General features: G+C 65.5%; 9 protein-coding genes. 5 read left to right on the top strand and 4 right to left on the bottom strand.

Annotation, left to right across the window (positions count from 1 at the left end; genetic code table 11):
• Positions 1-79: 79 nt before the first annotated feature.
• On the top strand, positions 80-1,342 hold the full coding sequence (locus tag AC1GI4_RS16330; protein WP_479630202.1) for a M20/M25/M40 family metallo-hydrolase: 1,263 nt from the start codon (positions 80-82) through the stop codon (positions 1,340-1,342).
• A gap of 111 nt (positions 1,343-1,453) precedes the next feature.
• On the opposite strand, the gene AC1GI4_RS16325 is transcribed toward AC1GI4_RS16330, so the two are convergent.
• Together AC1GI4_RS16325 and AC1GI4_RS16320 are read right to left on the bottom strand one after the other, a co-directional pair.
• Positions 1,454-2,398, bottom strand: coding sequence for an RcnB family protein (locus tag AC1GI4_RS16325; RefSeq protein ID WP_479630201.1), 945 nt, complete (start codon positions 2,396-2,398; stop codon positions 1,454-1,456).
• Positions 2,399-2,528: 130 nt separating this feature from the next.
• Positions 2,529-3,023, bottom strand: a complete 495-nt coding sequence (locus AC1GI4_RS16320; protein ID WP_294271338.1) for a GAF domain-containing protein — start codon at positions 3,021-3,023, stop codon at positions 2,529-2,531.
• 144 nt (positions 3,024-3,167) lie between these two features.
• Here AC1GI4_RS16320 and AC1GI4_RS16315 point away from each other — a divergent pair, with 144 nt between their 5' ends.
• The 3 genes from AC1GI4_RS16315 to AC1GI4_RS16305 are packed head-to-tail and all read left to right on the top strand — an operon-like array spanning position 3,168 to position 5,631.
• Positions 3,168-4,058 carry a 2-dehydro-3-deoxygalactonokinase gene (locus tag AC1GI4_RS16315; RefSeq protein WP_433910161.1) on the top strand — a complete coding sequence of 297 codons (891 nt, stop codon included), beginning with the start codon at positions 3,168-3,170 and terminating at the stop codon, positions 4,056-4,058.
• On the top strand, positions 4,055-4,684 hold the full coding sequence (locus tag AC1GI4_RS16310; RefSeq protein ID WP_479630200.1) for a 2-dehydro-3-deoxy-6-phosphogalactonate aldolase: 630 nt from the start codon (positions 4,055-4,057) through the stop codon (positions 4,682-4,684). Before AC1GI4_RS16315 ends, AC1GI4_RS16310 begins: the two co-directional genes overlap by 4 nt.
• 5 nt (positions 4,685-4,689) lie before the next feature.
• Positions 4,690-5,631 (top strand): Gfo/Idh/MocA family protein, encoded by a 942-nt coding sequence (locus AC1GI4_RS16305; protein WP_479630199.1) that lies wholly within the window; start codon positions 4,690-4,692, stop codon positions 5,629-5,631.
• A 249-nt stretch (positions 5,632-5,880) separates the two neighbouring features.
• Here the strand turns inward: AC1GI4_RS16305 and AC1GI4_RS16300 are convergent, their stop codons facing one another.
• Entirely contained in the window at positions 5,881-8,964 is a 3,084-nt protein-coding gene (locus AC1GI4_RS16300; RefSeq protein WP_479630198.1) for a TonB-dependent receptor domain-containing protein, read from the bottom strand.
• A gap of 432 nt (positions 8,965-9,396) precedes the next feature.
• Positions 9,397-12,459 (bottom strand): TonB-dependent receptor domain-containing protein, encoded by a 3,063-nt coding sequence (locus tag AC1GI4_RS16295; RefSeq protein ID WP_479630197.1) that lies wholly within the window; start codon positions 12,457-12,459, stop codon positions 9,397-9,399.
• A 347-nt stretch (positions 12,460-12,806) separates the two neighbouring features.
• Between AC1GI4_RS16295 and AC1GI4_RS16290 the strand changes: the two genes are divergently transcribed.
• A complete protein-coding gene (locus tag AC1GI4_RS16290) occupies positions 12,807-13,850 on the top strand; it encodes a glycosylasparaginase (protein WP_479630196.1) in 1,044 nt (347 codons plus the stop codon).
• The last annotated feature ends 17 nt before the right edge of the window (positions 13,851-13,867 follow it).

The following is a 13,867-nucleotide window of genomic DNA, read 5'->3' as shown; positions in this document are numbered from 1 at the left end:
GCGCCTTGTGATGACGGGCCAGGTTAGGGCATGAAATCCGCCACTTGCCTCAACCTACCCACTCGGCCAGTCTGGCGTGATGATCCTGCCGCTTTTGCTCGCCGCCGCCGCGACGCCCGCCGTCGCTCCCTCCCCTGCTCGCCTGAAGGCCGACGTCGAAGCCCTGGTCGGCTTCGGCACGCGCCATACCGCCTCCATCACCACCGATCCCAAACGCGGCATCGGTGCCGCGCGCGACTGGGCCGCGCGGCAGTTCGAGACGATCGGACAAGGCTGTAACGGCTGCATCACCGTCGAGCGGATCAACCGCCGCTTCACCGGCCCGCGCGCGCCGAACGGGGTAATGGTCGAGGACGTACTCGGCATCCAGCGCGGGCGCGACCCCAGCCGCGTCGTCATCGTCGGCGCGCATATCGACAGCCGCGTGACCGATGTGATGGACGCGACTTCGGACGCGCCGGGCGCCAATGACGATGCCTCGGGCGTGGCGCTGGTGCTGGAGGCCGCGCGCCAGTTGTCGAAACAGCAATTCGACGCGACCATCGTCTATGCCGTCTTCTCGGGCGAGGAACAGGGGTTGTGGGGCTCCACGCTGCTCGCCGACACGGCCAAGGCGCGCAACTGGCGCGTCTCGGCGATGCTCAACAACGATATCGTCGGCAATACGATCGGCCAGGGCGGCGTGCGCGAGGCACGCTGGGTCCGCGTCTTCTCCGAGGGTATTCGCGCCTCGGAGGACCTGCCCCAGCAGATGCAGCGGCGCGGCAATGGCGGCGAGGATGACGGCCCCAGCCGCGCGCTGGCCAAGGCGATCGACGGCATCGCCGACAAGCTGAGCGGACTGGACGTATTCGTCGATCGGCGCCCCGATCGCTTCGGGCGCGGCGGCGATCACGAGCCGTTCCTGAAGCTCGGCTATCCCGCCGTCCGCTTCTCCGTCGCCAATGAGGATTGGGACGCCCAGCACCAGGACCTGCGCAAGGAAGGGACGATCGCTTACGGCGACACGATCGACAAGATGGACTTCCCCTATCTGGCGAAAGTCACCGCGATCAACATCGCGACGCTGGCCCGCCTCGCCGCCGCGCCGCCCGCGCCCGACAAGGTGACGATCAGCGGCGCCCTGTCGCGCGACACCCAGGTCGAATGGCCCGCGGTGCCGGGGGCGGTTCGCTACCGCGTCCATTGGCGGCGCAACGACGTGGCCGGTTGGACCGACGCGCGCGACGTGACCGAGACCAGGACGGTGCTGACCCAGGTCCCCGTCGATGACCATTTCATCGGCGTCTCGGCGATCGCGGCGGACGGCGCGGAGAGCCTCGTCACCTTTGGCGGTCGCTGACCCGGAATCGATTGTGCGATGAGAAGGATGCCGCCCCGTGGGAGATTCGGAGCGGCATCCCGATTTCCAGCCCGGCGTCTCTCGGGCTGAAATCCCCCCTGGGGGAAGGCTTCAGCGACGAACCAGCTTGCTGCCCCCTCGCGTGCGGCGCGGAGCGAAACGCACGAACTCGGTCGTGGTGGTCGTCGTGGTAACTGGAGCACCCTGTACCACAACCGTCGTGACGGTGGGAGCAGGATAATAATATCCATCGGCATAATAGCCTGAGCGTGGGGAGTCCAGCGCCCCGGTCGCACCGACGGTCGTGGTGGTGGTGATCGTCGTACCGTCCCGCGTCACCACGCGCCGGCCCATGTCGGGCGGGGGCGGCGCATAGCCGTCCTGATAGCTGTAATCGTCATAACCCGGCGCCATGCGCCGTCCGCGATCCTCGGCCCGGTCGATGGCATAGCCCGCCGCCGCACCGACGCCCGCACCGATCAGCGTACCACCTAGCCGATTGCCGCGCCCGGCGATCAGATTGCCCGCGACCCCGCCCGCGACCGCACCGATCGCGGCACCGCCAAGCCCGTCATCACGTCGGGGCGGCGGGGGCGCATAGGCATAGTCCGGTCCACCGTCCCAGTTCACGCCGTACACGCTGTCATAGACCGAGCCGCGATCGTCGAGCAGCACCGCATCGTCATAATAGCGCGACCAGTGATACCCGACCGGCGGCTGCGGCAGGGTATAGACCGCCCAGTCATCCACCCCGAATCGCCGATCGTTCCAATAAGAGGGCACCGTCATGCCGCGTACCGGACGACGATAGGCGGGCCAGCCGCCCGGCGCATTCGCCCCACCCCACCAGCGTCCGCCGACCCGGCTGCCCCAGCGATCGCCTCGTGCAGGCGGGATACCGACCGTGTCCGTACGAACGACCGATGTCGGCGCACGCATCGGCACGGGTTCGGAGGCGAGATCGGGACGCGGATAGCGGGCCCCCACCTGCGCCATGGCAGGCCCACTGGCTAGGACGGAAAGCGTCAGGACGATCAGGCGCGAAGAGCTTCGCATGACAGATATATTCCCCTGTTCAATGCCCCCCTTTCAGAGCGGCGACGCCTCCTCAACGCCCAAACCGGAACAAGGTTTTCTACCAACGCCCTGCGTCCATCGACAGCAGCGCCAAGCGTCCCGAAACGGGTCAGTCAGCCATCGCCGCCAGGCGCGGGGCGAGCAGGGCCATCAAGGCTTCGCAGCCCGCCTGGTCCTCTTCGTCGAACCGGCCCGGCTCCGGGCTGTCGAGATCGAGCACGCCGATCACTGCGCCGTCCACCAAGAGCGGGACGACCAGTTCCGAACGGCTGGCCGCGTCGCAGGCGATATGCCCCGGAAAGGCATGGACATCGTCCACGCGCTGCGTCTGCGCCTCGGCGACGGCGGTGCCGCACACGCCCTTGCCGACCGGAATACGGATGCACGCAGCCTTGCCCTGGAACGGCCCGAGCACCAGCTCGCCGCCGACCATGCGATAGAAGCCCGCCCAGTTGAGATCGGGCAGATATTGCCAGATGAGCGAGGCGGCGTTGGCCATGTTGGCGACCGCATCTCCCTCCCCGGCCGTCAGCGCGTCGAGCGCGGCGTGGAGATCGCGGTAAAGCTCCGCCTTCGAACCGGCGGCGATGTCGAATTGGTACATGCCCCCGATGTAGGCCGATATGGGCCGGGCGTCATCCCCGCAGCATCACTTTCGACCCGCACGGCGCGGTCGTGCCGCTTGCACCGGCGGCTTTATTGTCCTACAAATCCTCATAGAAAAATATCAGGAGAGGGCGTGCCCGCCGTGCCATCAGACGTGACGCCTGCCTATATCGCGATCGATTGGGGTACGACCAACCGGCGATGCTATGTCATCGGATCCGATGGCACGATGCTGGATACGATACGCGACGATCGCGGCGTGCTGGCAATCAAGGCCGAGGATTATCCCGCCGAAATCGCGGCGATCCGCGCGCGCTTCGGTGAACTGCCGGTGATCGCGGCGGGTATGGTCGGCTCGACACGCGGCTGGCGTGAGGCGGCCTATATTCCCGCCCCCGCCGACCTCGCCAGCCTGGCAAAGGCTGCGACCCGGATCGAGGATGCGGACGTGACCATCGTTCCCGGCGTCTCGCTGCTGACCGACACGCGCGCCGATGTGATGCGCGGCGAAGAGGTGCAGGTGCTGGGCGCTGTAGCGGCCGGTCTCGCCCCCGCCGATGCGTTGTTCGCGCAGCCCGGCACCCACAACAAATGGGTGCATGTGAAGGGCGGCCGGATCACCGATTTCGCCACCACGATGACCGGCGAGTTGTTCGCGCTCGTCAAGGGACATGGCATCCTCGCGGGCATGCTCGATGGCCCGGTCGCGGACGGCCCCGCCTTTCGCGACGGGCTGGCGCGGGGCAGCGGCGCGTGCGACCTGACGGCGGCGCTGTTCGGGGTGCGCGCCTCGGTCCTGCTCGGCCGGATCGCACCTGAGGATGCGGCGGCCTATGCAAGCGGCCTGCTGATCGGCAGCGACGTCGGCGCGGTGCCCGACATGGCGGGCCAGACCGTGCACCTGCTGTCCAGCGGCCTGCTCGCCGACCTCTACACCATCGGGATCCAGGCGCGGGGCGGCACCGTCGTCGCGCTCGACAGCCATGCCGGTTTCCTTGCCGGACTTCACGCCATTCGGGAGCATTTGTCATGACCGACCCCGCCCAGAGCTTCGCCAGGGCCTTTGCCGCCTGCCCGCTGGTCGCCATCCTTCGCGGCCTCACCCCTGCCGAGGCGATCCCCGTCGCCGACGCACTGGTCGAGGCGGGCTTCACCCTGATCGAAGTACCGCTCAACTCGCCCGATCCCTATGACAGCATCGCCGCCATCGCCGCGCATGTCGGGGACAAGGCGATCGTCGGTGCTGGCACCGTGCTGACCACCGGACAGGTCGACCAGGTCAAGGCGGCGGGCGGTACGCTGATCGTCTCGCCCAACACCGATACGGACGTGATCGCGCATAGCGTCGCGCAAGGCCTGATCTCGCTGCCCGGCTATTTCACCCCTTCCGAGGCCTTTGCCGCGCTGAAGGCCGGAGCCCATGGCCTGAAGCTGTTCCCGGCCGAGGGCGCCTCGCCCACCTTCCTCAAGGCGCAGCGCGCCGTCCTGCCGCGCGATGTCGCGGTACTGGCGGTCGGCGGCATCACGCCCGACAACATGGCCGAGTGGCGCGCGCACGGCGCGGACGGGTTCGGCCTGGGCTCCCATCTCTATCGCGCGGGCAAGCCGGCGGCGGATGTCGCCGTGTCGGCGCGCGCTTATGTCGAAAAGGCACGCTGATACCGATGACCGACACGATCCGTCTCGCACTGGTCGGCATGGGCAAGATCGCCCATGACCAGCATGTGCCCGCCATCGCGGGCAACCCGACCTTTCAGCTGGTCGCAACCGTCAGCCGCTCGCCGGGCGGCGTCGAGGGCGTTCCGCATTTCCACGATATCGCCGAACTCGCGCAAAGCGACGTAAAGGTCGATGCGGTGGCGCTGTGCACCCCGCCGCAGGTCCGCCACGCGATCGCCGCGGCCGCGCTGGCGAACAACTGGCACGTCTTCCTGGAAAAGCCGCCGGGCGCGACGCTGGCCGAGGTGGCGGTGCTGGAGGATCTGGCGGCCAAGGCGAACGTGACCCTGTTCGCCAGCTGGCACTCGCGCTACGCGCTGGGCGTCGAGCCCGCCCGCGAATGGCTGTCGGCGCGCAAGGTCACCTCCGCCGCGATCATCTGGCGCGAGGATGTGCGCAAATGGCATCCGGGCCAGGCCTGGATCTGGGAAGCGGGCGGCTTCGGCGTGTTCGATCCCGGCATCAATGCGCTGTCGATCGCCACCCATATCATGCCGCAGCCGTTCTTCATCGAGCGCGCGACACTGGATTTCCCCGCCAATCGCGACGCACCGATCGCCGCCGACGTGGCGTTCCGCACGACCGACGGCACGCCCGTGACGCTCGACCTCGACTGGCGGCAGGAAGGCCATCAGAGCTGGGACATCGTCGTCGAGACGACCGACGGCACGCTAAAGCTGGCCGAAGGCGGCGCGGTGCTGACGCTGCCCGACGGATCGACCCCACACCGCGAAGAGGGGCTGCACGGCGAATATCCCGGCCTCTATGCCCGCTTCGCCGAACTGGTGCAGAACGGCCGCTCGGACGTCGACATCGCCCCGCTGCGCCACGTCGCCGACGCCTTCATGCGCGGCAAGCGGCGTGAGGTGGAGGACTTCGTGGAGTAATTTCCGCTTGGCCTAGTCGGGGTCGTGAGGCCATTCCAGTGGCCTTCGACTTCGCTCTGGCTGAACGGAGGTCGGGGCGTTGCATCAGACGCACCTGGCGGCGAGGTACAAAACTCCGGTCGCACTGAGCGAAGTCGAAGTGCACGCCACGCGACCCGCACCAAAAAAAATAAGGCCGGTTGTCCATCAGGACGACCGGCCTTTTCAGTTCAGGAATCGGCGGGATGCCGAAGCACCCCGCCCGCGTCGTCAGAAGTTGATCGTCGTGCCAATCGCGATCTGACGACCCAGTGCATCGTAACGCTGCGGCGCGGTGTTCGCGCGCGACAGGGCCACGGTGTACGAGTTTGGAATGATCGGCGGGTTCTTGTCGAGCAGGTTGTTCGCGATGATACGGAACGCGAATTGCCGCGCGATATTCCAAGTCAGCGCCAGGTCGAAGAAGCTCTGCGGTGCAATCCGGGCATAGGTATTGCGGAAGTTGTCGGGCGTGCCGCCGATATCCGCATTGCCCGAATTGAACGCCGTGGTGAGCGAACCCGTGTAGCGCCAGTTGAACGAGGCGTTGAACGTGTTGTCCGCCGTCGTCCAGGTCGTGCGCAGGCTGTGCATCCACTTCGGAACCAGCTGACCACACGCAATGCCGTTCGAGAAATAGCCCGCGCAGTTATATTGGCTGCGCAGCGGGGAGTCCTGAGCACCGGCCAGCGTGGTGAGCGAGCCGTTGAAGTTCCAATCAAGGCGACCGGCGCCACCCAGACCCAGCGTGTACTGGCCCTGGAAGTCCCAACCATAAGCGAGCGAACGATAGAAGTTCGTCGTGCCCTGACGCACGAAGCCGCTGGTCGGGTTGTTGGCGATCGGGTTGGCGATCGACCCCGTCGTCGGATCGCGCACGATCCCCTGACAGAAATAGGAGTCGCCGTTCGACGCCAGACAGCCGTTCAGGAAATAGTCCGCGCCGTTAAAGCTCAGCGAGTTCAGGATGCGGATCTGATAACGGTCGACCGAGAACACCAGACCAGGCACGAAGCTGGGCTTCACGATCAGGCCATAGGTCAGGGTATAGGCCGTCTCCGGGTCCGCCGTATAGCCGCCGGTACGCACCGTGCAGCCTTCGGTCGGGCAGAGGAGCGAGGTGCTGCCGTAGAGATTGTCGGCCAGCCCGGTCTTGCGGCACAGATCGCGCGAGGCGAGCGGAGCCGTCGTCACCGTGCCATCGGGCAGGGTACGCTGTACCGGCGCGCAGAAGTCGGTCAGCGTCGAATTACGCCCATACTGGATCGTCGTCGCCTGCCGGATCTCGATAACCGTCGGCGCGCGCTGCGCCTTGTTGTACGAGGCGCGGAAGGTTAGGTCCGACACGGGCGCATAGATACCTTCGATCTTCCAGGTCGAGAAGGTCTTCGGGTTCGAGCTGTACTTCGAGACGCGGAAGCCGCCATTGGTCTGGAGCAGATGTGCGAACGGCTTGTCCTGGATCAGCGGGGCCTGCAGCTCGATGTTCGACTCCCAGACGTCCTGGCGAAGATCGGAACGATTGTCGCCGTTCTGCGAGATATAGACATCGTTGGCGGTCGAGATCAGGCGATCCTTGCGATATTCGGTGCCCAGCGAGATCGCCAGGCCGTCATTCGCCCAAGGCGTCTTAATGCCATATTTCGTCAGGTCGCCCGTCACCGTGCCGATGACGTCGTAAAGAATGCCGACCTGGCCGTTCACACCGCTCTGGCTGCCCGTACCGTTGAACAGATAGTTCGTCAGCTGCGTATTGCCGGTCCCAGCGCGGAACGCATCGAACGGTACGCAGGCGCTGTCTGTGCCTGCCGCGGTCGCCGCGCAGGTCGGCGTGCCGTTGACATTGACGACGTTCAGCGAACGGTTGACCCGGTCGGGATCGGCGAAGGGCGAGTTGCGCAGGTCCTGCTGGTTGCGCGCATAGACGCCGCCTATGTCATAGGTCCAGGCATCGCCCACCTTGCCGCGCAGGCCGCCGGTCGCCCGGATACCCTGGTTGATATAGGTATCGATCAGATAAGGCTGGCCGTCAAAACGATAGCGAACCTCCAGCGGGACCGAGCCGGTCGCACCGGTCGCGCAACCCAGCGCACCGGCTTGGCCGGCCGACAGGAACGGGTTGTTGCAGTTCACCTGATAGGGCGTCGAGCCATAGACGGTATAGCTGTAGACGCGCAGCGGGCTGGGGTTGATCGACTTGTCGCGGAACCAGATGGCGTCGCCATACAGTTCGAATTCCGGCGCGATCTGGAAGCTCATGAAGCCGCCCGCCGTGTAACGCTCGCCCTGACGCTGGAAGGAATAGTCGTCATAGGGGTTGGCCGCGACGCCGGGGCGCGGGCCATAGGCGACGAAGCTGCGCGAGCCGTCAGGATTGTTGACATAGGCCGTGCCCGAATTCGGGCCTGAACGCGGTGAAATATATCCGGCGGGCGAATAGGTCGACACCGGCGAACAGGTCAGCGGGCCGTCCTTGGTCAGCTGCGCCAGCGGACAGGCCGCGATCGAACGGTCGCCGGTACGGACCAGTTCGGAAGTGCGATAGTTGACGAAGCCCGAAATCTTCAGCCGGTCGTCGAGCAGTTTCTTGCCTGCGGTCAGCGTAACATCGGCGCGGCCGCCGTCATTGGTCCAGCCGAGCGGTGTCTTGAAACCGACACCTTGCGCCAGCGGGGTGACGATGTTGCTGCGGTTCAGATGGTTGTAGAAGTTGTAGTTCGCATCGACGCGGACACCGTCGAAATCCTTGCGCAGGATGAAGTTGACGACGCCCGACACCGCGTCCGATCCATAGACCGACGATGCACCACCCGACAGGATGTCGACCCGCTGGAGCAGCGAGGCGGGGATCATGCCGACATCGGCGCCGTTCATCGTGCCCAGACGCTTGCCATCGACCAGGGTCAGCGTGCGCTCGAAGCCCAGGCTGCGCAGCTTGATGCGCTGGCGACCGTCGGAGTCCTGGTAATTCTGCTGCGCATCGGGTGCGACCTGCGGCAGGCGGTTCAGCACTTCCTCGACGTTGAGCGGGGCCTGGGCCTGGATGTCCTGCGCCGTGACCGAGGTGATCGGCGAGGCCGAGGCCAGGTTCGGACGGGCGATGCGCGTGCCGGTGACGATCACTTCGCCATCGCCGCTGGCCTGCGGCGTCCCGGTGATCGCCGCTACGCGCGTCTGTGCAGCGTTCGCCGTGGACGAGGTGTTATCCTGCGCGTCGGTTTGCGTGGTGGTGTCGGACTGCTGGGCCAGGACAGGCGTGGCCGCCAGCGCGCCAGCCGACAAAGCCAGCCATGAGATGGAGTGAAGCAACTTCATTGAACAAGACCCCCTTTTTTGACCGTCAGCGTCGCTGCGCCGATCGGCGTATCGCATAGACAATACAGTTCGGGCGGGCGGTCAATAGTCGGTGTTATACCGATTTAGGATCAATCACCTTTTGGTCTCGCATTGTGGCCCCTAAGCAACAAATGCAGTCGCTCGCAATCCCTTGATTTCGCTATCTTATATAAACGAAATCAATTTCGTTATTAGATTGTTTAAGCCTAGTATCTATCAGTTAGGCCCACCACACGCTCGAGACTGCGCCCTATCGCGTTAGCATCATCGACATGGGGTAATCCAAGCCAGCTGTGCGTGAGCCATACCAGTCTGAAACCTGTGCCTCCGGGTGGGCCGAACCTAAGGCACAAAAAAGGCCGATCCTCCCGATGGAGGATCGGCCCGTCCGGAAGATCCGGAACAGAAGGATCAGAAGTTGATCGTGGTTCCGATCGCGATGTTGCGACCCAGCGAGTCGTAACGCTGCGGAATGGTGTTCGTGCGCGCCAGGCTGATATTGTAGGAATCCGGCACGATCGGCGCGGCGCGGTCGAGCAGGTTGTTCGCGATCAGGCGCAGCGAGAACTGCTTGGCGATCGCGAAGTTGAACGCCAGGTCGAAATAATTCTGCGGCGCGACACGGTAATAATCGGTCAACGCCCGCGCCGGGGTGCCGCCGATCGCCGGATCACCCGAATTGTTGGCGTTGGTCAACGCACCGACATAACGCCAGTTGAAAGACGCGCTGAACTTCTTGTCTTCGGTCGTGTAGGTGGTGCGCAGGCCATGGCTCCACTTCGGGATCAGCTGACCGCAGCCATTGCCATAATAACCCGCGCAGTTGCGGTTCGGCTGGAGCGGCGAGTCCTGCCCACCGGCATTGGTGGTCAGCGAGCCGTTGAAGCCAAAGTCCAGACGACCGATCGACTCCAGGTTCAGTGCATATTGCGCCTGGAAGTCCCAGCCTTGCGCGACCGAGGTGTAGTAGTTGGTCGTGCCTTGGCGGATATAGCCGCCGTTGAACAGCTGGCCGTTCGCGTTGCGGACGATGCCCTGGCAGAAGAACTGGTCGCCGCCCGAACGCAGACAGCCATCGGTATAATAGCTGTAATCGTTATAGCCGAGCGAGTTGTCGATCTTGATCCGGTAACGATCGACCGAGAAGACCAGCCCGCGCACGAAGCGCGGCTTCAGGACCAGGCCATAGGTCTGGGTATAGGCGGTTTCGGGATCGGCGACGAAGCCGCCCGAACGCACCGCGCAGGCGGCGCTGCCATTGGGGGCGGTGCCGTTGGCGCACAACAGGCTCTGGCTGTTGTACAGCGCGTCCGACAAGCCGGTCGCGCGACAGACCTCACGCGATGCGAGCGGCGCGCCATAGGTGACGCCGTTCGGGCCGGGGATCGGCGTGGGAGCGCAGAAGTCGGTGAAGGTGCCCGCACCGCCATTCGTGAACGCGATATTGGTCGCCTGGCGGATCTCAACCACGGTCGGCGCGCGCTGTGCCTTATTGAACGAGGCGCGGAAGGTGATGTCGCTCACCGGCGCATACACACCCTCGATCTTCCAGGTGTTGAACGACTTCGGGTTGCTGCTGTACTTCGACACGCGATAGCCGCCATTGACCTGCACCAGCTCGGCGAACGGCTTGTGCTGGATCAGCGGGGCCTGGACCTCGATATTGGCCTCGATCACGTCCTGGCTGAGATCGGTGTCGGTCCCGCCGACCGCCGCCAGATAGGCCGCGTCCGCGCGCGACTTCAGCGTGTCCTTGCGATATTCGGTGCCCAGCGCGATCGCCAGACCCTGCTCGGCGAAGGGCGAGGTGATGCCATAGCTGGTCAGGTCGCCGGTCACGTTCGCCTGTACGTCATACAGCGTGCCGATGGTCTGGTTGGTGCCGTTGCCGAACAGATAGTTGATGAGGGCGGGGTTGGTGTTGCCCGCGCTGAAGATGTCGAAGGGCACGCAACCGGCCGCCCCGCTGGCGCAGGTCGGGTTGGCCTGCGTACCGCCGACGTTCACCGCATTCTGCAGGGCGCCGGGGATGCGGATGCTGGGCGTGTAATCCTGATGGTTGCGGGCATAGACGCCGCCGACGTCATAGGTCCACGCATCGCCCACCTTGCCACGAACGCCGCCGGTCAGGCGCAGGCCAGTGTTGAGGAAGGTATCAGGACGATCGTTGTTCTCACCCAGGCGATAGGCGAGCGTGACGGGCACGCTGTCCACGCCAGCGGCGCATCCGATCGTGGCCCCCTGCGCGCCCGACAGATAGGGGTTGTTGCAGTTGACGTTGACGGTGCCGCTCGCGATCGTCGGATAGTCGGTATACGACTTGTCGCGGAACCAGATGCCCGAGGCATAGAGTTCAGCTTCCGGCGCCAGGTCGAGCGTGACGAAGCCGCCCGCATTCACCCGCTCCGAAGGCCGCTGATAGGCATAGCCGCTGAAATAGTTGGACGCGTTGCCGGGCCCGGCGGCGAACGGCACGAAGGTGCGCGAACCATCGGGATTGTTGACCAGCTGCGCACCCTTGTTCGGGCCCGCGCCGGGGGTAATCAGGCCGCTGGTCGAGCTGCTCGGCGTCAGGCCGCACGACAGCGGGCCATTCAACTGAAGCTGGGTCAGGTAGCAGCCCGCGTTCGAGCGCGCGGTGATCGGCACTTCGTCGGTGTGGCGATAGTTGACGAAGCCGCTGACGTGCAGCTTGTCGTCGAACAGCTTGGTGCCCGCCGTCAGGGTCAGGTCGGCCCGGCCGCCGTCATTGGTCAGGCCGCGCGGGCTGCTGAAGCCCGCCGCGCGCGCCAGCGGCGAGACAATCGTGTCCTTGTTGTTGTGATTGTAGAAATTGTAGTTGGTGTCGATCTGGACGCCTTCGAAGTCCTTGCGCAGGACGAAGTTGACGACGCCCGCGACCGCGTCCGAGCCATAGACCGACGAGGCGCCGCCGGTCAGCACGTCGACGCGCTGGAGCAGCGAGGTCGGGATGATGCCGACGTCCTGGCCGTTCTGGGTGCCCAGGCGCTTGCCGTCGATCAGGACCAGCGTCCGCTCGAAGCCAAGGCTGCGCAGCTTGATCCGCTGGCGACCGTCGGAGTCGTTATAGGTCTGCTGGCTGTCGGGCGCGACCTGCGGCAGGCGGTTCAGCACGTCCTCGACATTGACCGCGGCCTGCGCCTGGATGTCCTGGCGCGTCACCGAGGTGATCGGCGCGGCGGAGGCGAGGTTGGGGCGGCTGATGCGGGTGCCGGTGACGACCACGTCGCCGGTGCTGGCGGCCTGCGGCGTACCCGAGATCGCGGCGGAACGGGTCGCGGCCGCATCGGCGCTGAGCGTTCCGGGATTCTGGTTGGAGGCCTGATCGGCGTCGCCCTGCGGCGCGGTGGTCTGGGCGCCGGTGGCTCCGACCTGCTGCGCGATGGCGGGCGCGGCGAACAGCATCGATGCGGCGGACAGCGCCAGCCACGATGCGGACTGCTGGATCTTCATACGTCTCCCCTGGGCCCAAGGCTGAGTCTGGTTGTCGGGCGCCGGGGCGGAAAACAGATTTTTTACCGCATTTGGTCAATACCTAAACCATACCTATTAAGCCCTAAAGGGTTCTTTGTCCGCCACATGTAACCCAAAAGACACAATCGAGAGCGACGTCAATATCCTGAATTACATGCCATTTTTCGCGTTGCTGGCAGAGCCCTGCCCTGTGGTGCCGGCTCTCCGTTCTCGAACGGAGCCGACCGGGTAAAATTGGTGTCATATCGGTCCACCAATCGGACTTGCCGCCTGGCGCGCACCGACGCACAATCGGGCATAAGCATGAATGGCGAAACGGAGCGGGCATGATCGAAGATCGACGGGGATTTCTGGGCGGAATCGCCTCGCTGGCGGGCGTCGGCGCAGGATTGGTCGCGCCGGTGCGGGCATTCGCCAAGGCTGCCACCGGATCGGGGGCAACGCCGGGGGCCATGATCGTGTCGACCTGGGACTTCGGCGCACCCGCCAATGACGCCGCCTTTGCCAGAGGGCGCAGCGGCGGCTCACTGATCGATATAGTCGAGGCAGGCGTGATGGTGCCCGAGGCCGATCCGAACAACCATTCGGTCGGCTATGGCGGCTATCCGGATCGCGACGGGCATGTCACGCTGGACGCGGTCATCATGGACGATGCAGGCAATGTCGGCGCGGTCGGCGCGCTGGAGGATACGGTCCACGCCATCTCGGTCGCGCGCGCGGTGATGGAGCATACTCCGCACACCTTTCTGGTCGGCGAAGGCGCGACGCGCTTTGCGCGCGACCGGGGCTTTCCACGCGTCAACCTGCTGACCCCGGAGGCGGAAAAGGCGTGGCGCGATTGGCTGAAGACCCAGAACTACAAGCCCGTCGCCAACAGCGAGACCGGCACCTATGGCGCGGGTCGCCCCGGCACGCCCGGCGGCGCGCTGGACCATGATACGATCGGGATGCTCGCGCGCGATGCCAGCGGGCGGATGGCGGGCGCCTGCACCACGTCCGGCATGGCCTTCAAGATGCGCGGACGGCTCGGCGACTCGCCGCAGGTCGGCTCGGGCCTGTATGTCGAGCGCGGCGTGGGCGGTGCGACCTCCACCGGCCTGGGCGAGGAGGTCACCCGCACGGTCGGGACCGCGCGCGTCGTCGCCTCGATGCGCCACGGGATGAGCCCGCAGGCCGCGTGCGAGGAAGCCGCCAAGCATATCGCCGCGTTACGTGGCGATGCGATCAAGGGGGTGCAAGTCGGCTTTCTGGCGATGGACACCAAAGGTCGCATCGGGGCGTTCTGCCTGCTGCCGGGCTTCACCTATGCGGTGACCGACGCGGCAGGCCACACGCGGGTCGAAAAGGCGCCGTCGCTGTTCAAGGCGTAATCTTCCTATTCCTCCCC

This window comes from Sphingomonas sp. 77B, from assembly GCF_056497825.1.
The sequence above is the reverse complement of the archived record's forward strand: the minus strand, read 5'-3'. Positions and strand labels throughout refer to the sequence as shown.